This window comes from Paenibacillus pectinilyticus (assembly GCF_001700435.1).
In the GTDB taxonomy this organism is placed as follows: Bacteria; Bacillota; Bacilli; order Paenibacillales; family NBRC-103111; genus Paenibacillus_E; species Paenibacillus_E pectinilyticus.
The window spans coordinates 301971-324085 of the sequence record NZ_LYPC01000026.1 but is presented as its reverse complement, the minus strand read 5'-3'; the positions used below and the strand labels follow the sequence as shown (position 1 = coordinate 324085).

Here is a 22115-nt window from a genome sequence, read left to right as displayed (position 1 = left end):
AAATTAAACTAGTTCGTTCTAACCTACGATCTATAATGGAAACATAAGCAGCCAGCACGTGCTAGCGTGCAAGATCAGAGACTCTTACAAAGGGTACCTATTAGGAGGAAGATCCGAATGACGAACTCAACTAACAACACTGTAACCGTTACCATCCCTGCCCAGCAGCTTCCAATTAGCCACACACCCGATATCGTTGTCGTAGGGGGCGGTGCCACGGGGATTGCAGCCGCAATAGCTGCCGCACGCAACGGTGCAAGCACGCTTTTAATTGAGCAACGTGGCTATCTAGGCGGCATGGGGACCGCAGCACTTGTTCCTGCCTTTTGCCCTTACAGCGATGGTGAAAAACCAGTCATCCGCGGCATCGGCCTCGATTTGCTGGAGAAAATGAAGCATGCCGCTGGAGATGATTTCCTAAACCGTTACGAAGAACAGTTGGACTGGGTTCCGATCGATGTAGAAACACTCAAACGCGTCTATGATGCTGAAGTATTAGCTAGCGGCGCGCAGATCCTGTTCCATACGGTTACGGATTCCGTGTTATTGGATGGCGATCGCATCAGCGGATTGGTTATTAGCAATAAATCGGGCCGCTCCGTTGTGCAAGCGAAGCTGTATATTGACGCATCGGGCGATGCAGATTTGGCTGCATTGGCTGGGGTACCTTTTCAAGTTGGCGGCGAAAATGGCGATCTTCAACCGGGCACAATGTGCTATGTAGTGACAGGTGCAGATAAGGAGCGCTTCGACCAATTTATCGCTGAAACCGGTCAGCAGCCGCAGCTAGAAGGTCTTGTGACATTAGCGCAGCAGAACGGGGAACTGCCAGAGGGCCGCAAGCGAATCTCCGGTATCTCTTGGGTTTCTAACTCGGTGGCTGGCTTTAACTTTGGCCATATTTTCAATATTGATGGAACGAAAGCAGAGGATCTAACTCGCGCAGCCATCGAAGGTCGTCAGTTGATCGAAACCCAGATTCGTTTTCTCAAAAAATATGTACCTGGCTTCGAAAACATTTTCCTCGTGCATTCCGGTGATCAGATCGGTATTCGCGAGACACGTCGCATTCAAGGCGACTATACACTTGTCGTTGAAGATTTCCTCACGATGCGCACATTTGAGGATGATATTGCGCGCAATTCCTACTTTATTGATATCCATCTAGCCAATGCAGGATCCGCGATGACGATCAAGCATCTGCCAAAAGGAAAATCACACGGTGTCCCTTATCGCTGCATGCTGCCGCAAGGGAAGTCGAATCTGATCGTCGCTGGGCGCTCCGTCTCTTCTGACCGACCTGTGCAGGGCTCGCTTCGTGTGATGCCGAACTGCTTTGCAATGGGCGAAGCCGCAGGTGTTGCTGCCTCGATGGCCAGCATCGCGGGCGTTGGTTTCCGTGAGGTGTCTATTCCTGAGCTTCAGCGCAAGCTGGTTGCGCAAGGAGCTTATCTTGGCGAACATCCTGGAGTGGCGGATGCAGATCGTGAAATAGCTGTGGGTACTATTGCTTACGATGAAGAGAACTAATCAAAAGGGGATTTTCTAGCATGAGCAGCAGATGGGCAGGAAAAACGTGGGGAACCCTCGGGGACAGCATTACCGAAGCGGGCGGCTATCAGCCGCTTGTGCAGGAAGCGCTTGGGTTCGCTAGCGTAATCAACTATGGCAAAAGCGGCTGTCCGATGACAGCTGGAGGCGACCGTGACTATGGTGCGACAACGCATGTCGGTCGGGGGATCGATACGTCTTTGGACTGCGTTACCATCTTCGCAGGTGTGAATGATTTCCGCTTAGATAAGCCCCTCGGCGAACTGGGTAGTCGGGATGTATATACGTTCCATGGCGCTTATGCCACATTGATTGAAGATATATTGGCGAAAAATCCGACATGCCGCTTAAGTCTATGGACGCCGCTCCAGCGGGACAAAGATGGCTATGACATCTTCTATGTTAATGGCGCTGGTCATCGACTTATCGATTACGTCAACGCGATACAGCAGATCGGCCAGCTTTACGCGCTACCTGTGCTCAATCTGTATGGAGAAAGTGGGCTAAATATGCTGACGCTGCCTCATTTCACATCGGATGGGCTGCATCCGAATGAACTCGGCCATCGGCGGATCGCCGATATGGCGGCGCCGTTTTTGTTGGGATTGTAGAAGAGTGATGAACAACAGCCGCGCTCTGGGTTATGTAACCTGGAGGGCGGCTGTTTGTGATGTGATTCGATGATTGCGTGCATCACTGATTGGGAGTGCGGTGCGTTCTGGTGGTGCGTTTCGTCTGTTGAGTAGCTTGCTTTATTGAACGAATGATAATTCGTTGGAACTTTACTCGGGCTGCACTGTTCGTGCGTTTCGTCTGTTGAGTAGCTTGGTCCCCCTCGCAGCTGTTCCGACATGCAATAACTGGATTTCATGCAGCTATTTTGGCGCTTTTCTGCGAATTTCTCAGAATAAATGGAAAAGGTACATCTATTATTAGCCAATATGCGACTTTCCCTTGTTTCCGCCAAAATTAACTACATATTTTCCATCTAGATAGATGAAATCGGAATTTCCTTCTAGATTAACTGGAGGTTTTCCAGCTATTCTAAATTTAGCAGCCCGCCTCTGACTAGCTCATATTTGACAATCCGTTGTCCTGTTCCGCTGTAAGAAGGTGCCAGCACGCCTTTGCTGCATAATTTTTTGAGCATCAACACCGCTGTACGGTGATCGATATTAAAATGCAACGCCACATCCTTCGGCCGGATCGATGCTGCATGCTGAACAGCGAGGCGAAGGACTTCTTTTTCAGCTAATTGGGCTCGTAGGGTAGGCGTTGGACTGGTTTGATATCGAGCTAGCACCATGCGCAGTAAAGCGATACATTGCTCAGGCCTTTGCTCAATATCGTCATATGCGAATGAAATCACTTGATATCCCATGGCATGAAGAAACGTCTCACGGTTCAATTCATTGCAAAACTTGTGCCGATCCATATCACGAATGTGCGAGGCATAACCTTTGATCTCGATTAGCAGCTTCACATATCCGGGTAGCCAAGCCAGATCCGCAAAGTAAGATCGACCGCGCCAATCAAGCACCTCAAACTCAGGATGAAGATCATCAAAATTCCCTACTAGATTCCACCAGATTTGCTTCAGAAAAAGTGATTCCCCATGCCCATGGCCTCTCTCTAATCTGCCTCGCCGTTCACCTCTCCTTTTGTCCAGATGTGTTTGGATCAACACCTTATACGCATCAGCCACATTCATTCCCTCATCCCTTTCTTGAAGCACAAATAAAAAACGCCCCGCATCCACTCAATTAGAATGGAACGGGACGTTCTTCGTCACTTTTATATCATTATAAGGGAAAAATTGGTTATCGGCTAGTGCTACTTCATCAAATATCTCGAACGATATCTGATACCACTGATAGATTGGGGATGCCACTTTTACCAAGTAACTGGAATTCATGTAGCTAATTTAAGCCTTTTTGCCAGTTTCATTAAACTAAATGGAAAATGTACATCTAATTCTGGCCGAAACGGCCAAATACGGTGAATTTGGTGATATTAGCTGGAGCTTTTCCAGTTAATTGAATGAAATCGCATTTTCCCGAGAAAATAAATGGATGTTTTCCCGTTATTACTTCATGAGACTGGCTGCTGCTACTCGCATTTGGTTACTTCATAAGAATGGCAGCCACTGCTCTCACTTGGTTACTTCATAAGTCCGACTACCGCTACTCGCATCTGAGAACTAAAGTAAGGAGTGCTCAACTTATCCTACAAGAAATAATACTGCGCCAAATCTTTCCCCTTCAAAGCGTAGCGTTTGTAATGCTGGTAATGGGCCTTGTACAAGTCGCCGTCTTTGGCCGGTGAGTAGGTCAGGAATAGCTGCTTACGGCTTTTGTCCGATGTGTTGGCTCCACTTTGATGCGGTGTGAACGAGTGGAAAATGATCACGTCCCCCGGTTTCGTCTCTACAATTTCGCCGCTAGCAGGATCGATCTGTGCGATTTCCTCCGCGTTCATGTTCCGCAGCTCGCCTGGTGCCGAGCGTAGTCTCTCATGGTACCCCGGAAACAACTCCAAGCCTCCGTTCACTTCCGTGGCCCCGTCAATCGCGACCATCACACTGATGAGTCCCTCGATCGGAAAACCTTGCCACCACGCAGCATCCTGATGCATGCTGTAGCCGTTCGCACCCGGCAGCTTGAAGATAAGCTTATCTTTGAACAGCTGCGGCTCATCCAAATAAATATCACGAAGCGGTGTCAAAATACGCTCATCCTTCACCAAATCAGCAAAAACCGCTGAAATATCATGAACCGGATCCAAGCGCTCGATTTTCACCTCACCATTCGCGTATCCCTTATGCCCCGCCCGGACATTATTCGGAGCTGTGTATGCATCTAGACTGAGCAATTTATCGCATTCCGCTTGGAGAACGATGGCCTCCTGTTCACTGAACACATTGCGCAATACAAGATACCCTTTCTCGTTATAGCTTTGAATCTGTTCTGTGGTAAGAATGTTGATTTTACTCATACGTGCAATCTCCTTTGTATGTTGCTTGTATTTGCTTCCATGACTTCATCATACGCTTAGTTATTTACAAAGCACATGCACTGAATTATGATAATTTATATACTTTTTTGCATACACAACGAGTAAGGAGACTGGATACCATGTCAGCTATTCGTATGATTCGATGTTATTGCAGCGGGATTAGAGACAGCTTCTCGTTGGCAGATGACATTTATCAGGATTGGGTACTGCTAGCACCTCAAACTGGCCGTTTTGCTTACACCATGGGCGAAGGCGCAGAGCAGATCTACGAAGAAGTAGCCGTTGGTGAGCTTGTCCTGTGTCCGCCGGGAACGGTACTGAAACGCAAAGTAATCGATCCGCTCTCTTTCATCTTTATAGAATTTAACTCAACTGTCGCACATCCCCATGGCAAAATCATCATTAGAAATGTCCAGCGACTCATATCTACCTTCACTTATTTGCGTCAACTATCAGATGATCCGACTGACCGCAACATAGCTTACACCAACCACTTAATTGCTGATCTTCTCTTTCAAATCCATCATGAAATCGATCATAATACGCCCTATCAGCCAGAAAAATCCGACCCGATTGCACTGCGGGCCCTCGCCTATATTGAGCAGCATGCTTTCGGTTCGCAACTGCATTTGCAAGACCTCGCCAAGGAGCTTGGTTTAAGCGCTTCGCAGCTAACACGAAGGTTTCAGCAGGTGTATAAGCTTTCCCCAATCGCCTACGCCACCACGCTGCGACTGCAAAAAGTCCGCAACCTGCTCGTAGACACCGATCTGACACTCGAGGATATTGCCGAGCAGTGCGGGTATCAGAATGCTTTTTACATGAGTCGTATGTTCAAAAGTAAAATAAAAATAAGCCCTTCGACGTATCGAAGGACCTACCGTTTCTAACTCAACAAGCCGCGACAACAGTCGGGCTCATCTCTCATCCTTACTGCTTCAATTTGTAGCTAACAAAAGCCAATTGCCGACTATCCGGAGACCACGAGTTAACGTTGATCGTCCCTTGACCACCAAACAGTGAGACCAAGCTTCGCGTAGGGCCTCCGGTGCTGGCCATCAATCGGATTTCGACCTCTTTATTCGGCGGATGATCATTCGGCTCCACATCTCCCTTGCGGTAAGCAATGAAAGCAACCGTAGTACCGTCCGGGGCTACGTGTGGAAACCAATTGTTACTCTCGTCCGTTGTCATTTGCGTCTGCTCACTGCCGTCTGCTTTCATCCGCCACACTTGCATCAGACCCGATCGCGTCGAATTGAACCATATAGACTGGCCATCTGGCGAATACTCCGGACCATCGTCAAGCCCAGTAACATCCGTTAATTGTCGCTCCACACCGCCCTGGGCAGGAATTGTATAGATGTTGTACACGCCATTTCGCTCCGCACAATACGCCAACTCCTTCCCATCTGGCGACCAGCCATGAAGGTAGCTAGGTGCCATCGGCGTAATCAAAGTCGGCGTGCCGCCAGACAACGGGAAAACATAGATCCGTGACTGTCCGTCCTCCTCGGTGTGATGACTAACGGCGACGTGCGTATTGTCCGGCGAAAGCACATGGTCATTATTACACCAATTCGCATACCCGGAATCAATGACAGAACTCTCGCCTGTCGCTATCTCAAAGGCATAGAGCAGCCCCCGCCGATTATAAATAAGACAATTGCCATCCCGCGTCCAATTCGGCGCCTCGATCAGATCATCGAACTCCGCCAACACCTGCCGCTCTCCCGTATTCACATCTACGATTTCAAGATAGCTAATAACTTGACGATCTTCATGCTTGCGCGCTTCCTGTAAGGTATTCATGGTATCCACCGTCCTTTTAGCCCCATCATACCTACTTGATTTAAGCACTGTCAAATCTCGAACTACCCGCTCCCCTACTTAACTCCACGTAACTAAGTGAATAAATAGTGCCTTCTTGTCGCTCCCTCTGGACTCCCTTATACTTACACTAACTAGATCAAACAGAGGAAGGTTGAGTGATGATGAAATACAGAAACATGGGACGCAGCGGGTTAAAAGTAAGTGAAATCGCCTTAGGCAGCTGGCTTACCTACGGAACGGCTGCGGAGCAAAAAGCCGCAGATGCCTGCATCGCGAAAGCTTTTGAAAGCGGTATTAATTTCTTCGACACCGCGAATGCGTACAATCGAGGCGAAGGCGAGAAAGCGATGGGAGCCGCTCTTCAAGGTTATGATCGCTCGAGCTATGTGCTCTCGACGAAGGTCTACTTCCCGATGGGCGAAGGCCCGAACGATCGGGGATTATCACGTAAACACATTATGGAACAATGTGATGCTAGCTTGAAACGACTTGGCGTTGACTACATCGACATCTATTTCTGTCATCGCTATGACATCCACACGCCGCTCGAGGAAACGCTTCGCGCCTTAGACGACTTAGTCTCGCAAGGCAAAATCATTTACCCTGCCGTCAGCGAATGGAACGGCTCGCAAATTACGGAGGCAGCTAGCATTGCTGATCGTCTACGTTTGCGGCCTTTGATCTCCAATCAGCCGATCTATAACATGTTCGAGCGCTATATCGAGCGTGAAGTACTTCCCGTATCCGAGCAAAAAGGACTGGGACAGGTCGTTTTCTCCCCGCTTGCGCAAGGCATCCTAACGGGTAAATACAAGCTGGGACAGCCGCTTCCATCCGATAGCCGCGCAGCCAACAGCTCTGTGAATGGTGTCATCAATAGCTACTTTAATGACAACGTCCTACAAACCGTTCATGAGCTGGAGCAGCTTGCACTGGGACTGGACATTTCGCTAGCTCAGCTTGCCATTGCTTGGGTACTTCGCCAGCCAGGGGTAAGCTCGGCTCTGATTGGTGCTACTAAACCTGAGCAGATCGAAGAGAACGTGAAGGCTGTGAATGTCCAGCTCGGAGCGGCAACCCTGGAGCAGATTGAAGCGATTTTAAAGAACGTCGCGGATTTCTCACCAGCACGCTAGTCACGGGCATCTCACCTTTTTAGCATCATATAGCGTGAAATCAACCATGTCGGACGGAGCCACTGCGCTCTGTCCTTTTCTTTTCTGACGCTGGACTCGCTGAGTCAGAACCCTGTCTATTTGACGGAGTTAAGAACAGGCGATTTTTTTGGATTTCTTGGATATGGATTACCGATTACCCTTAAACTGCCGAATTAGAAAGGTATAAAGGGGCACCGATCAACCCGGTTTACTATTCGGGAAGTTCCACCGATACCTCTCGACGCGAATCCGCTGACCGCAGTACCCCGTCAATAATCGCTTGCTGGATCAGAATTTGATCACCTGGAATGGGTGCCGGTTTAGCGTCCCGAACCGCTTCAGCAAAATCATGCACTTTGCAATCGAATAGATTCAATTGATGCTCGACAAGCGGAATTGGCGTAGAGGTATGCCCACCAAATTCATCATGGAATAACGTTATGGAACCGACAGATCCATCCCACACGCCCGACCATGGCCCAGTACCCGCTGGCAACACTTTGAGTCCCGCATCCGTGCCAAGAAACATGGTTGGCCCAAGTGTATCCATATGCATGGCCCAAGATATTTTGAACTGCAGCACGAGATCGTTCTCGAAGCGAACCATCGCCACGCCGAAATCTTCGACTTCGAACTTGCTCGCTTCTGGATGATACAAGGAATTCGTACCGAAATGGTTCGTTGTATACGCAGACACCGTAAGCGGACGAGGATATCCTAGCGTATTTAATGCCATATCCAGCGAGTAACACCCAATATCGGCCATCGCCCCTGCTCCTGCAAGTTTTTTATTAATGAAAGTACCTCCTGGCATACCACGTCTGCGTCCACCGCCCGTCTCAACGTAGTACACGTTACCGAGGCGTCCGGATTGCACGATTGTTTGCAACAGTTTCATGTTGGGATCGTACCGTGGTTGGAAGCCGAGCGTCAGCATTTTTCCGCTTTCCTTCGCTGTCCGAGTCATGTCTAATCCTTCTTGAAGGGTGACGGACATCGGTTTTTCAAGCAGGACGTTTTTACCTGCACGCAAAGCATCAACAGTCGTGATATGATGCGATACATTTGGCGTGCAGATGCTGACTCCATCCAAATCCATACGCAGTAGCTCGGTATGACTGTTAAATGGTGCAGCTTCTGTCAAGCCTTCCGCTTGTGCAAACGCCAAGGCCTTGCCTGCAATGACATCTGCTACGCCTACAATCTCAACATATGGCAGTTTCTTGTAGGCATTTACGTGTGCCTTGGCAATGCCTCCGGTTCCGATAATTCCAATACGCAGTTTTTTGCTCATCGTCTAATCCTTCTTCCTATGTATGTGGATGATGTGAAACTTTTTATTAATCGCGACATAGTTTGACGATAGCATATCGACATGACGAAGTTTAGTTCAAATTGATGTCACTGGGCGTGTGAATTTACGACAACGAGACGGTTACCAACGTCGAACGGATTGAAACGAAGAAGCCGCCCCTGAGGTCATCGACCTCGTAAGACGGCTTCATTGCTATTACAAAAGGCCGCCGTCCCGTAAACAAATCTACAGAAAGGCAGCCTCTCAATTCTATTAAGCTATGACAGCTCCAGCTGTGGCTGGCTTCCTGCTCCGTTTGCGTGCCTTCGCTTTAATCCGCCAAATGGCAAGACCTGTAACCATCAGCACAAGCGGCATCATCCCGAACACGAAAGCAAGCAGCTTCGTTGTCTCGCCGCCCCATGTCGCGAAATGAAGGCCTTTGCGCCAGCTATTATACAAGTTAATTGCTTTAGTCGGATTCGTTTTGTACAGAACGTCACCTGCAAAAGAATCTACATAGATTGTGCTGTTACTACCTGCCGTATTGGCTGCAAAGCCATCCTGCACACCAACTTGATAGGATTGACCAGGCTTCGTTGGCAATGTAATTTTAATAATTTTGCTGTCTGGATACTTACCTTTGACGACATCAATGACATTCTCCAATGGCAATGTTTTGCCATCCTTAGTCTTGGATTGCAGAGCTGTCGCTGGAATTGTCTCTTTCGTTTGGAAGCCAATCCAACCTGGGATCTGTTTCTCGAACGCATTGATAACGCCCGTGAAAGCTGCAAAAAACAGGATAGGCAAAGAAATAATACCGACTAGCTTATGTAAACTCATGTTTTGCATTAATTTTCCACGATTGCGTACGTATTTGAATCCTAATACCCACTTGCGTAGACCTGGCCACCATAAGTAAGCACCTGTAACAAGGACCAACATCATCCCTACACCAATGATGCCGACAACGGTAGCTGCACCTGTTTTACCAATCAAAGGCAACAACAAAAAGTAACGATGCAACTGATAAATCGTCGCGAACGGCTCTAACCGCGCTTCCTGCACCTTCCCGAAAACCTCTCCTGTTCCCGGATCTGCGAATACCGTTTGCGTACCTTTACCTGTTGTTTTGGACAAATGAACATGGTACATCTTGTCTTTCTGAGGGTATTCAACCGAATCAATCTTGTAGTCTGGGTAAGAAGTGTCCGTGTGCTGCTTGATCACAGCCATATTGATCTCACCCGGTGTTACCTTATGGTCTACCGGATGCAACCATCCCTCGACATCAGACTCGATCATTAGAAGACTGCCTGAAGTACAAGTGGCTACAAAGAACAAGCCAAAAATTAAACTCAGCGTCAAGTGAATCGTTAATACAATTTTGCGCATGCTATGGTTCCCCCAACCTAATCGTTTTATCTAGTTTAGCTTCTGTCAATTATTGCTACAGTTTTAAATGATAATGATTATCATATTCATTGTCAACACTTATTTTAAAATCACAAAAAGACTGCCTCTGGTCTTGAAAACCGTAGGCAGTCTTAGGTATTCTAGCAACATGAATCTATACTTATTATCAATATATGCAAAGATTCATCTAAAAGATTTTTTTAATTATAGACATTAAACTCTCTTACGGACCACCAATTAGTACCCGTACCGGTTTGCACAACTTTGATGTATCTGGCAGTCTTTGACGCGAAGTTAACAGTAATTAGCGGAGCTGTGCCCGTGCCACTCGCAATCGCGCTTCCCCAGTTGGTACCGTCGTTGGAGATAAACACCTGGTAACCCCGAGCATAGTCATTATTGTTGCCAGTGCTGTCTATGGTGAGTTTATTAAAGGTTTTCGATGCGTTCATGTCGACAATAAAATATTGACCGGGTACCATGTCTGTACCTGTTGTCCAACGAGAACTCATATTGCCATCCAGCATGTTGGCAGGGGTACTGTTCAAAGGCGAGGTAGTAGCTGTCCAACTGGTGCGGTCCAGTGCCGTACCGCTAGCGGCTTTTGTATACGCACGTACGTAATCAATATAAAATTTTTGTGGTAAAGCAGAGTCATCCGGGCTTGTTTTGCCTGTAAACGGGGTGTTAGGTCCGCCAATTGCGAGATTGAGCATCAAATAGAAGTTTTGATCGAACGGTGCCGGATAGGGCGCGGAAGGCGTAAACCAATTCGTTTTCGTTGAAAAGAGCACATCGTCTACATACCATCGGATCGCACCTTCCTCCCACTCAAGTGCAAAAGTGTGATACGCATCCGCAAAAGATTGGCCGCTGGGCAACGAGTAACTTCCTCCGGAATACGTATTATTGGGCCAATCGTTTCCATAGTGGATAGTACCGGAAACTTTGTCCATCTGGTCTCCGCGGTTTTCCATAATATCGATCTCGCCACTCTTCGGCCAGCCGCCGTAAACGGCATCCGTCGAAAGCATCCAAATCGCCGGCCACATGCCTCTTCCTTGAGGAAGTTTGGCACGAATCTCAAAACGCCCATATTTCCAATCGCCTTTACTCTTGGAAATTAATTTTGCAGAGGTATACGATTGTCCACTATAGCTCTCCTTTTTGGCAGCGATAACTAGCGATCCATTTTCCTGGTACGAGTTGTCTCTACGGCTAGTGTAGTATTCAAGCTCGCTATTACCGAATCCACCGCCTTGGTCGATGAGACTCCACTTGGTGGAATCTGGTGCCGAGCCGTTCGTTCCGTTGAATTCGTCAGACCAGACCAGCTGCCAATTGTCACTAGGAGCAGATAAAGCGGAATACGCGGGAAGCAGGCTCAAGACTAATAACAGCACGAGTGCAAACGAAAAACGTTTCTTCATAGTTGAATACCTTCGCTTTCATAAAGTTTGTCGTTTCTATTCGAAAGGAACGAGGGGAGTAAAAGTTGTTATCACTCCCCCAAACTTGCAACTACTTATCAGTTATAAACGTTAAACTCTCTCACGGACCACCAATTGGTGGCCGTAGCGGTTTGCACAACTTTGATGTAACGGGCAGTGTTCGCCGGGAAGTTGACGGTTACTAGCGGAGCTGTGCCCGTGCCGCTCGCAATCGCGCTCCCCCAGTTGGTGCCGTCGTTAGAGACAAACACCTGGTATCCTCGAGCATAGTCATTATTGTTGCCCGTGCAGTCTATGGTGAGCTTGTTGAAAGTTTTCGACGCTTTCATGTCGACGATAAAATATTGACCAGGCACCATGTCCGTGCCGGTCGTCCAGCGGGTGGTCGTGTTACCATCCAGCATGTTGATAGGGCTACTGTTTACAGGCGAGGTAGACGCCGACCAACCCGTGCGATCGAGCACCGTTCCTCCTGCTGCCTGCGTTATCGTGCTGGCTGTGTTACTGGCTGCGGAAACGTTGCCAGCCGCATCCTTCGCTTTCACAGTGTAACTGTAGGTCGTCGAAGCCGTCAGCCCTGTATCGCTGTACGAATTCGATGTGGAACTGCCTGCCAGCGTACCGTTCCGGTAAATATCATATCCACTTACGCCCACGTTGTCCGTCGAGGCAGTCCAACTGAGATTGATCTGACTGCTTGAAACGGCCGTCGCCGTCAGGTTAGCCGGAACGCTCGGCGGCTGGGTATCGCCCGTGCCAGTGCCCTGGAATTCGGCAACAGTCTGTCTCATGGCGGTACTTGGTGAATTGGCGTACACGCGTCCGCCCGTGTCGTTAATGATGTGAGTGATTTCACTGCCTGCCGTTCCAGATAGCCAGATGTCCGTCATATGGTGAACTTTGACACCTGTCACGTTAGGTACTTCGATCGCACTGTTAAGCTTGACGGCCGCGTCCCTGAAGAAGGAATATACGCCAAGCCCCCAGGCTTCATGCGTGGTTACCGTATCTGCCACCTTATAGGAAGGATAGCCGTTTTCTGTCCCATTCTTGCTCATCCATGAAGACTGGTTAGGCACGTCGTAAGGGATTTCAGACTGATAGAAATAGGTCCTTCCGCCGTTGCCGTTCCACAGTGTCTGATACATGTTGTGATGTTCGACGAACAGGCCGTAGATGGTGACATTATTTCCGTTGACTACGAGTCCGTAATTAGACACGTTAACGGTCCAACCGGTTCCTGTGCCGTGGTCGGCACGCCAAATCCAGAAATGATCGCCGATGACGTTGTTGCTGTTGATCTTCAGGTCGGTGTCTGCCAGACCTGCTCCGGCACCACCCACCCGGAAGAAAAGATCCTGCAGCGAGGTCGGGTTGGAGGCGTGATTCAGTGAGCTGCCGGTGGGTCCGACTTCCAGCAACGAAGGCGAGTTGGACGGGCCGGCATCGAACAATATTCCCGAGATATTCACGCCGTCCACATCTGAAACAGACATCGCAATTTTCCCATTATCGGGAATTAGTGTCGGCATGCCGATGCCCAATACTACGGTGTTGGCATTTGTGATACGAATAGTATCATTTAAGTGGAAAATACCTGGCGCAAACAGAAGATGCATACCTTGGCTGAGTGCTGAATTGATGCTAGCCGCTGTGGCAGTTTCAGGACGGGCGATATAAAATTGGTCGATGGAGATGGATGTGCCCGGTGTCGATCCACTTGCCCAGCTTACCCCTTTGGCGTTCGTCCGAAGCGACGGGACAAAAACACTGTACTGCCCGGAGCTGTTGATATAAAGATAGGGTTTCTCACGAATGACAGGAGCACTATCGACGATTGTATAAGGAGGATCTGGGAAAGTAGCCGCTGGTGGCGTGGTGTCTCCAACCATTACGGTGTTCCAAACAGAGCCTCCCCATGATGCATACTGGTTATTCCGGTTAAACCATTGCTGCTGCGAGGCAGGAGTTATTTTGTTGCTTACGATGGAATCTGCCATGTAGCCGCCGCTAGCCCAACCGGCATTAAAGTTCGAATCAAAATCAAACAGTTCAAGATTGCCTTGAACTTGCAAGCGCCTCATAGGTGCCGCCTGCGAAACGGCCCATCGCATCTTGCCGCTCGACGGCGTAACCTTCAAATTCTCGATGGAGCGCCAGAAGTTCTGTGTCGCGTTGCCGTTTGCCCATTTTGCATCTACGTTGAGTCCGCCGGTAATATTCACGTCTCCGGGATTCTGCCCCAAACCTCCAATGTGTGTATAAAAACCTTCCCGAATATTTACATTGTAGGTTCCCGGTTTGAAGAGCATCGCATATCGCTGGGTACCAAATTGATTAGTTTCCTGTGTGTTGAAAATGTTGGTTGCCACATTCTCAATGTCGGCCGCAGGCATCGTTGGATCGAAGACGTAAACGTTAGGACCGAATATCGTAGAATTCGCGTCACTGATGGATGCTGCTCCGGCGGCACCGGAAAAAGCGGTCAATAAACTCGTAGCCATGGCCATAACAGAGACAACCGAAAGAACTTTTTTGATCATAACTTCGTATTCCTCCTCTATTGAATCAAGTTACAGTTCGTTTACTCTCTCCTTTGTAAATCTCTTTCTGAAAAAGATTCCTAAATTTGATTTTGGATAGTTTCCAAAATATAACCACCTCCTTTCACAACAAACAACAAAATCGAAATGCTGTCCATGTAGATTTCGTGAAAGCGTTACCATAAAGATATATCATCTTTCATCTACATTCATAAGAGACGTTGGATAGCAAAGGCTCTTTTCTGTAATAAGATACGTTTCCAAGCGTCCTCACTGTGAAGTATAATGAAAAACAACATCCAATATAAGGAAATAAATTGACCAATATTAACCTTTTTTTAACCAATTCATGCAAAATACAAAATACGTTATCCAAGTCTTATTTACATGGTTTACTATGAGTTTCGGCAGAATATCCGACAACATAAAAAAACCTTGATTTAACAAGGTTTCGTTGTTGATACTTTCATGTCGTTAGACTCTATTACAACATTCTGTTTGCAATTAACTCGTCACTGCAGCTTGCCTAAAGTGCCCAACTTGCGGTCTGGCTAATCCCAAATGTTCCCGTAATGTCGTCCCCGTGTACTCGTCTCTAAACAATCCTCTTTGTTGCAAAATAGGTATGACCTTGTCGACGAAATCCGTTAAATCGTCCGGCAGGACAGGCGGCATAATATTGAAGCCATCGCAGCCGTAAGAATGGAACCAATTCTCCATCAGATCGACCAATTGCTCTGGCGTACCAACGAACTGCATATGCCCTCTCGCACCGAGAATACGGCGGCCCAGCTCAAGAATAGAAAGCTTCTCTTTCCTCGCCATATCCATGATCAGTTGAATACGGCTCTTCATCCCATTGGATGCCTCGACGGGATCCGGAATGTCTGGCAGCTCCTCATCAACAGGATAACTCGAAAGGTCAAAGCTCAACATGCCCGATAGTAATCGAACTGCCGCATCAGGCGGAATCAGAGCTTGCAGCTCTTGATATTTGCGCTGGGCTTCTTCCACCGTGTCACCGAGAATCGGCGAAAGGCCTGGCATAATGCGGAGCTCCTGATCAGTTCTCCCATATTTCGCAAGCTTCGCATGAACCTCACTGTAGAAGGTCTGAGCCGCAGCAAGAGACTGCTGAGCGGTAAATACAACTTCACCAATGCTGGCCGCAAAGTCTTGTCCTGGTCCCGATGATCCGGCTTGGATCAAAACGGGATATCCTTGAGGTGGACGCGGAACATTGAGAGGACCCTTGGAGGAGTACCATTTCCCCTTGTAATCGATGGCTGTGACTTTGGCAGGGTCCGCGAATTGACCTTTTTCTCGATCCAAAACGAGTGCATCATCTTCCCAGCTATCCCATAATTGGGTGACTACGTCGACGAATTCTCGCGCCATTTCGTAGCGAAGGCCATGCTCGGGATGTTTATCTTTCCCGTAATTATTTGCTTCAATATCTTGCTGGGAAGTCACAATATTCCATCCCGCTCTGCCCCCGCTAATAAAATCTAAAGAAGCGAATTTCCGCGCCACATTGTAGGGTTCGCTATAGGTTGTTGACACCGTTGCGGTAAGCCCGATTCGCTCTGTCACTTGAGATAATGCTGAGAGCAGGGTCAACGGCTCCAGCATCCCAGAGGCAGCTTGATCAACGCCGTACACGTACAATAAATCAGCGAAGAACATCATATCAAATTTACCGCGTTCCGCTGTTTGCGCTAGCTTTTTGTACAGCTGAATATCGAACATTTGCTCCACTCCGGAATCCGGATGGCGCCAGCCTGCGCTGTGATGTCCTGTATAATAAATGAATGCTCCTAAGTGTAGCTGTTCATCTCTTTTTTTCATCGTATCTTCCTTCTTTCTCGTTTGCATATATTAGGCTTATCCTTTGAAGGTATCGCGCCACGTGAGCCATTTGCGTTCGAGCAAGCGTACAGAGGAATCGGACAGCTTACCCACAAGTGCAAAGATCACTATGCCTACAAACACGACGTCTGTCTTGGAATACGTCCGTGCATCCTGGATCATATAGCCAATTCCCGCGCTTGTTCCCATTAACTCCGCTACAACGAGTACAAGCCATGAGATGCCTAATGACAGCCGTAAACCAAGCAAGATATGCGGTAAAGCGGCTGGTAAAATAAGCTTCGTAACTTGCTGATATCTGGAATATTGCAGAATGCGAGAAACTTCATATAGCTTTACATCGACACTTCTTACACCTTGAAAAGCATTGATGTAGATCGGGAAAAAAGCGCCTAGCGCGATCATTAACACTTTGGAAAACTCCCCGATACCGAACCATAAAATAAATAACGGGATCAGCGCCAGCAGCGGGACCGTTCTTAGCATTTGAAGCGAGGGATCCATAATCCGCTCTACGAGCTTCCCTAACCCTGCGGAAAGTCCAAGCAGTAACCCGATGCTTCCCCCTAAAAGAAAGCCTAGCGCTGCCCGATATAAGCTAATCTCTAGGTTGTGCCACAGTTTACCGCTTGCGGCCAAATCTACAAACTGTTTCAATATGGCAAGCGGCGTCGGCAAGAGACTCGTAGGCACAATGCCATACGTGCCCGCTGCCTGCCAGACTATCATCACGATGATGGGGACGATCCAACCATGCAAGTAGGATGGAATCCGATTGCCCGAGGCGCGGAGTGACTGACGAGTACCGACTGGTAATTGACTCATTTTCCACCCTCCCCTTCAAACGTTCCACGCCATCTAAGCAATCGGTTTTCCAACCATTTCACCACAGAATCCGTTAATTTGCCGACAGCTGCGAAGACGATAATCCCCACAAAAACGACAGTCGTAATCGACATAAACCGAGCATCATTGATCATGTAACCCACGCCTGAGCTGGATCCCATCATTTCCGCTACAACGAGTCCTAACCAAGCAATACCCAGCGATAATCGGATTCCTAGAAAAATATGAGGCAGCGCTGAGGGAACAATCAGCTTCTTAATCATTTGCCATTTGCTAAATTGCAGCACACGTGCCACTTCGAACAACTTCACTTCGACAGATCGAAGACCTAGAAACGTATTTACATATAGCGGGAAAAAGGCGCCTTTGGCGATGAGTAATATTTCGGACGTTTCCCCAAATCCGAACCAAAGAACGAACAGCGGTGCCAGCGCTAGATGAGGCAGTGTGCGCAGCATTTGTATAGAAGGGTCGAGCAGACGCTCCGTTCGATAGGAAAATCCAACCCATAGCCCCATTAGAAAGCCCAGCCCGCCTCCGATAAGAAAGCCAATGAAAGCCCGCCATGCGGAAATTTGCAAATTTCGTAATAACTCGCCTGAAGCGGTCATACTAATAAATTCCTTCACAATCGCCAAAGGCGAGGGAAGTAAGATGGGATTAAGCAGCCCGAGCGCACTCCCTGTTGACCATAGGATGAGAAGAACGACTGGCAGGAGCATGCCCAGCGCTATATTTACGGCTTTAATCGAGGGGCGATACCCTCTCAGCTTTCTTTCCCTCCCTACAGCAATAGGAAGACTTTGTTCCATTCGAGATTCGTTAGAGAGCATCGGAAACGCCTCATTTCTTTGTCTCATCAGCAGTCTGTTTGAGCGCTTTTTCTATATATTGATTATCAATGATGTCTGCGACTTGAATTTGTTTACGAATAGACTTGATACCGAATTGGAAATCAGCCGTTTTTTGCAGCTCCGCCGAAATCTCTTTGCTTGTCGGAATATTAATCATTTTAGAACGATCGAGCGTCCCTTTGATCACCTCAACAGGCACTTTCCGTTCAGCTGCATAGCGTTTCAATGCTTCATCCGTATTAGCAGCTTCCCAGAGACGCGTTTTCTCTAATACTTTGAGATACAGGGTGACAAGATCCGGATATTTGTCAGCAAATTGCTTACGCACAATGTTAAAGGATGGTGAAAGAACACCTAACGTTTCGCCATCCGACAAGACACGGCCTTTGCCATTCAGCGTATTGAGAGTGATGTACGGGTCCCACGTTGCCCAAGCATCCACACCGCCATTATCAAAAGCAGGCTGCGCTTCGTCGGGTTGAAGTTGAATCACTTCCACATCCGAGGATTTAAGACCGCTCTGTTCCAAGCTGCGGTATAAGAAGTTGAAAGCATTACTCCCCTTGGCAACCGCAATTTTCTTGCCTTTCAAATCCTCTAGCTTTTTAAGCGGACTATTGATCGGTACGATTAAGGCGACGTTCTTTTTACCATCGAGAATTTGTGAAATAACTTTGAAAGGAATGTCGGCAGCTTGTGCTGCAACGATTGGCATATTTCCTAATCCTGCAAAATCAAGTCGATTGGAAGCCATTGCTTCTGTCATCGGAGGACCACTTTGGAATTCGGCCCATTCCACTTTAACGCCTAGCTTTTCAAACTCCGTCTCAAACCATTTCTCCTCACGGGCTTTGCCAAACAATCCTCCGCTGCCTTGCACGCCAAGCTTCACGGTTAATCCCTCGTAGTTGGTAGCTGCTGCCGTCGTTGAAGCTGGCTTATTGTCGGTTGCTTTAGCGCAACCGGTTAGTACGATAGCAAAGACAACGAGAATGGCAATTACATAACGAACATTTTTCATAAAAGAAACCCTCCCCAAAATATAAGAATTAAATGCCCGCTCCATCTACACCTGCGGGTTCTTCGACTTTTTCAAATTCACTTAACACAATTCGTCGTAGTTCTTGAAAAGAATGACCGGCCTTTTTACGTGGAAAAGGCAAGTCGTTCTGCACGATATTGCGAATATGACCTGGTCTCGCATTCATAATGACCACTCGCTGCGCTAGAAACACAGCTTCATCAATATCGTGCGTCACGAAGAGCATCGTCGTCCGATTCTTCTCCCAAATATCGAGCAGCACTTCCTGCATGTGCGAGCGAGTAAACGCATCAAGCGCACCAAAAGGCTCATCGAGCAGCAGCACGTCTGGATTTCGAAGCAGTGCTCTAGCAATCGCAACACGCTGCGCCATACCGCCGGATAGCTCGCGTGGATATGCTTTGGCAAAATCTTTTAACCGAACAAGCTCGATAAGCTCGTTTACCTTGTAACGAACAGCAGGATCCTTCAGATTGTAGTTAGCTGCAATATTCTTCTCTACCGTCAGCCAAGGAAAGAGCCTTGGTTCTTGAAAAATAACGCCCTTCTCAATACTCGGTCCGTCGATCGGTTTACCGCTCAGAAGAACCGTCCCGCTGTAAGCTGTGTCTAAGCCAGCAATAATCTTGAGCAATGTGCTTTTGCCGCAGCCACTCGGTCCAATGATCGTAATAAATTCACCTTGTTGCAGCTGCAGTTGGATATTACTCAGTGCAATTGTACGGCCAGTTGGTGTATCGAACTGTTTATTCAGCCCGGAAATCGTAAGCGTTTGTGTAGTCATCGATGGTCACGCCCCTCTTTTCATACTATTCACATACTATTACTAGGATTTAAAATGCAAAAAAGAGACTCAACGCTTCAAAAGTGCACAATAGAAAGCATACGTCGAATCTCCAGTTGGTCTGGTCGATTGATCACCTATGTAGTTGTTCTTCACAAACCGAATTCGTATTCGGTTTCTATGAATCATATCTTAACAACTGTGTTGACGTATTGTCAATGCTTATTTTTTAAATCCCACTTGGAATAGTCGGATTATACTTTCCGTCTTTGGTGTTATCCGAACTTCAATGCCTGGCGCGCGCTGCAACGTTAATCCTTGAATTAAACTGACGAAATAAAAGGCCAGTTCTAATGGATCTTCGCCATCCAGAATGTGGCCGCTTTCTTGGCCTTCCTTCATGATGGCTGCAACAGGCTGCAGGTTAGCCGTAAAGCGCTCCGTTACTGCATTTCTAATTTCAAGAGGAATACTTTCCGTCGTACGCGCGGTTTGAATGAGAATCGTAAACGCCCAGTTCGTACTGATGGACAGCCACGTCGAGCAAATATAGCGAAGCTTATCGATGGCGTTGCCTGGCATTTGCGAAGCAGCTGTGACGAATAGGCCATAGTCTGTCTGCGTCATGTAGAGGAGTTCAGCGTAGATTTCATCCTTTGATTTAAAATAATGATATAAATTGCCTATGCTAATGCTGGCTGCTGCTGCGATATCATTCATATGCGTTGAGCCAATCCCTTTGGTTGCAATAACTTGAACCGCCGAGTCTAAAATGAATTTCTTGCGCTCTTCTCGCATTAGCAAGTCTTTTTCGATGTTACGAGGTGACATGTGGACTTCCTCCTTGTTGAGATATGAATGCAATTATAACCATTTTGGGGAGAATGTCACGATAAAAAAAGCTCTACCCGCATGGCTGCGAATAGAGCCCTTTCTACCATCGACTACTCCGATATCTTTACCCGTTCTTAATCGGCGCAGCAAGTACGATCTGCCCCCGCGGTGTTTCACCTTGCGCATCGGGTTCAAGCGTGATCGCGACCGTGTCATACTCCTGCGGCTGGAAGGAATAATACAACGCCCCATTTCCGTCTTGGGAGACGAAGGTGCCCGCATTATACTTGGCTTCACCTTTGATCAGCCATACCTGGTAAGCCTCCGTTCCTTTCAGCGCAGGGAGATTCTCTGCTTGCACGACGAGATGAGTCCCTTTGCTATCCACGACAATCGTAGCCAAGCCTTTGGCCACGATGTCCTTGGCCCCCGGACTAAGCGCCACAGCCTGGTTCACCTTAAATCCTTGAGCAGGCTCGGTGCTGATGGCAACCTTTTGCTCTAACCTATCAATATCTTGCTGTAATTGACTGGTGTATGAGATCAATGCGATCACGGCTACAGCAAGTCCCAGACTCAGATAACGCCAAGCTCGGCTACCTCGCGTTACATTTGTTGATGTTTTCTTTTGTGTATCAGCATCCGGCACTCTATCTTTTAGCTGAGTCGTCCTCTGCGATACTACGTTTCTGCCAGCACCTCGTTCAACATAACGTTCCTCTATCCGTTCACTTGCCATCACCGTCATGTTGTCCCCTTGAACTTGTGCGTCGGACATCAACACCCGCGTCAACACCCGCGATTTCATGCCTGTAGGCAGTTCAGCTCTTTCTGATGCAAGAGGAAGCAGATCTGTCACACGTTGGTATTCACTCACAAGCTCCTGACAGTCCTGGCACGTCTTCAAGTGGGCTTCATATTTCTCCATTTCATCTATTTCAAGTGCGCCAAGCGCATACAATTCAGCTAATTCGCATTGATGATTCCTGTTATCACTCATGAACACGATCCCTCCTTCCCCAATGACTCATCCGTTGGTGTAATTGCTTCATTGCCAACCTAACCCTGCTTTTGACCGTGCCCAGTGGAATCGATGCGATATCTGCAACTTCCTGCTGCGTTAAACCCTGGTAATAAATCATATCCACCACTTGCTGCTGATCGATACTTAGCTCCTGAAGTGCATCTCTGACCTGCTCTCCGATCATCCGCAATTCCACGATATCCTCTGTCAGCGTTCCCTTATCTTGAATGAGATTCAGGGTTTCGGATTCTCTCGTTTGCTGCGAAGTTCGTGAACTTCGTCTGCGCAGATGATCTATCGCAATATTGCGGGTAATCGCGAACATCCAAGTCGAGAGCTTCCCATGACTCCCATCGAAATTCTCCGCATTGTTCCAAATCCGCATAAATAGCTCCTGCATCACTTCTTCGGCAGCCATCGAGTCCTTCACAATCCGAAAAGCAAAGTTATATATCACTTGTTCATAGCGATCGTAGAGCTTCTCGAGGGCACTGGCGTCTTTCTGTACAATACTTTGCATCAATTGCCGATCGTCGGCTATTTCGTTCAAACTTAAGCGCCCCTTCCCCCATGTTCCCTCTTATTCGTATCTTCGTAAA

The 22115-nt window shown here is 47.9% G+C and carries 19 protein-coding genes; 4 read left to right on the top strand and 15 right to left on the bottom strand.

The window, feature by feature from the left end; translation table 11 throughout:
- Nucleotides 1-117 precede the first annotated feature (117 nt).
- Nucleotides 118-1530 (top strand): FAD-dependent oxidoreductase, encoded by a 1413-nt coding sequence (locus A8709_RS21840; RefSeq protein ID WP_065855082.1) that lies wholly within the window; start codon nt 118-120, stop codon nt 1528-1530.
- 20 nt (nt 1531-1550) lie between these two features.
- Nucleotides 1551-2162 (top strand): SGNH/GDSL hydrolase family protein, encoded by a 612-nt coding sequence (locus A8709_RS21835; protein ID WP_065855080.1) that lies wholly within the window; start codon nt 1551-1553, stop codon nt 2160-2162.
- Between the two features lie 428 nt (nt 2163-2590).
- On the opposite strand, the gene A8709_RS21830 is transcribed toward A8709_RS21835, so the two are convergent.
- Both A8709_RS21830 and A8709_RS21825 read right to left on the bottom strand, forming a co-directional pair.
- Entirely contained in the window at nt 2591-3286 is a 696-nt protein-coding gene (locus tag A8709_RS21830; RefSeq protein ID WP_341833433.1) for a hypothetical protein, read from the bottom strand.
- 491 nt (nt 3287-3777) lie between these two features.
- The gene (locus A8709_RS21825) at nt 3778-4545 is read right to left on the bottom strand and encodes a phytanoyl-CoA dioxygenase family protein (protein WP_065855077.1); all 768 of its coding nucleotides are present in this window, start codon (nt 4543-4545) and stop codon (nt 3778-3780) included.
- Nucleotides 4546-4685: 140 nt separating this feature from the next.
- Between A8709_RS21825 and A8709_RS21820 the strand changes: the two genes are divergently transcribed.
- Entirely contained in the window at nt 4686-5456 is a 771-nt protein-coding gene (locus A8709_RS21820; protein WP_065855075.1) for an AraC family transcriptional regulator, read from the top strand.
- Nucleotides 5457-5496: 40 nt separating this feature from the next.
- Here the strand turns inward: A8709_RS21820 and A8709_RS21815 are convergent, their stop codons facing one another.
- On the bottom strand, nt 5497-6378 hold the full coding sequence (locus tag A8709_RS21815) for a TolB family protein (protein ID WP_065855160.1): 882 nt from the start codon (nt 6376-6378) through the stop codon (nt 5497-5499).
- 182 nt (nt 6379-6560) lie between these two features.
- On the opposite strand from A8709_RS21815, the gene A8709_RS21810 reads away from it, so the two are divergent.
- The gene (locus A8709_RS21810; protein WP_065855158.1) at nt 6561-7535 is read left to right on the top strand and encodes an aldo/keto reductase family protein; all 975 of its coding nucleotides are present in this window, start codon (nt 6561-6563) and stop codon (nt 7533-7535) included.
- Nucleotides 7536-7767: 232 nt separating this feature from the next.
- Here the strand turns inward: A8709_RS21810 and A8709_RS21805 are convergent, their stop codons facing one another.
- From A8709_RS21805 to A8709_RS21750, 12 genes are all read right to left on the bottom strand, one after another.
- Entirely contained in the window at nt 7768-8850 is a 1083-nt protein-coding gene (locus A8709_RS21805) for a Gfo/Idh/MocA family protein (protein WP_065855073.1), read from the bottom strand.
- A gap of 273 nt (nt 8851-9123) precedes the next feature.
- A complete protein-coding gene (locus A8709_RS21800) occupies nt 9124-10248 on the bottom strand; it encodes a PepSY-associated TM helix domain-containing protein (protein ID WP_065855072.1) in 1125 nt (374 codons plus the stop codon).
- A 221-nt stretch (nt 10249-10469) separates the two neighbouring features.
- A complete protein-coding gene (locus A8709_RS35230) occupies nt 10470-11699 on the bottom strand; it encodes a family 16 glycosylhydrolase (protein WP_065855070.1) in 1230 nt (409 codons plus the stop codon).
- 98 nt (nt 11700-11797) lie between these two features.
- Nucleotides 11798-14263 carry a discoidin domain-containing protein gene (locus tag A8709_RS21790; RefSeq protein WP_065855068.1) on the bottom strand — a complete coding sequence of 822 codons (2466 nt, stop codon included), beginning with the start codon at nt 14261-14263 and terminating at the stop codon, nt 11798-11800.
- Between the two features lie 504 nt (nt 14264-14767).
- Nucleotides 14768-16111, bottom strand: coding sequence for an LLM class flavin-dependent oxidoreductase (locus A8709_RS21785; protein WP_065855157.1), 1344 nt, complete (start codon nt 16109-16111; stop codon nt 14768-14770).
- A gap of 36 nt (nt 16112-16147) precedes the next feature.
- On the bottom strand, nt 16148-16957 hold the full coding sequence (locus A8709_RS21780) for an ABC transporter permease (RefSeq protein WP_065855066.1): 810 nt from the start codon (nt 16955-16957) through the stop codon (nt 16148-16150).
- Nucleotides 16954-17700, bottom strand: coding sequence for an ABC transporter permease (locus tag A8709_RS21775; RefSeq protein ID WP_244163286.1), 747 nt, complete (start codon nt 17698-17700; stop codon nt 16954-16956). Before A8709_RS21775 ends, A8709_RS21780 begins: the two co-directional genes overlap by 4 nt.
- 121 nt (nt 17701-17821) lie before the next feature.
- Complete coding sequence (locus A8709_RS21770; RefSeq protein WP_065855062.1) at nt 17822-18853, bottom strand: aliphatic sulfonate ABC transporter substrate-binding protein; 1032 nt, start codon at nt 18851-18853, stop codon at nt 17822-17824.
- A gap of 28 nt (nt 18854-18881) precedes the next feature.
- Nucleotides 18882-19658 carry an ABC transporter ATP-binding protein gene (locus A8709_RS21765; protein WP_065855060.1) on the bottom strand — a complete coding sequence of 259 codons (777 nt, stop codon included), beginning with the start codon at nt 19656-19658 and terminating at the stop codon, nt 18882-18884.
- A 222-nt stretch (nt 19659-19880) separates the two neighbouring features.
- Nucleotides 19881-20489 (bottom strand): TetR/AcrR family transcriptional regulator, encoded by a 609-nt coding sequence (locus A8709_RS21760; protein ID WP_065855058.1) that lies wholly within the window; start codon nt 20487-20489, stop codon nt 19881-19883.
- A 127-nt stretch (nt 20490-20616) separates the two neighbouring features.
- The gene (locus A8709_RS21755) at nt 20617-21492 is read right to left on the bottom strand and encodes an anti-sigma factor (protein WP_065855056.1); all 876 of its coding nucleotides are present in this window, start codon (nt 21490-21492) and stop codon (nt 20617-20619) included.
- The gene (locus A8709_RS21750) at nt 21485-22066 is read right to left on the bottom strand and encodes an RNA polymerase sigma factor (protein ID WP_065855054.1); all 582 of its coding nucleotides are present in this window, start codon (nt 22064-22066) and stop codon (nt 21485-21487) included. Before A8709_RS21750 ends, A8709_RS21755 begins: the two co-directional genes overlap by 8 nt.
- Nucleotides 22067-22115: the final 49 nt, after the last annotated feature.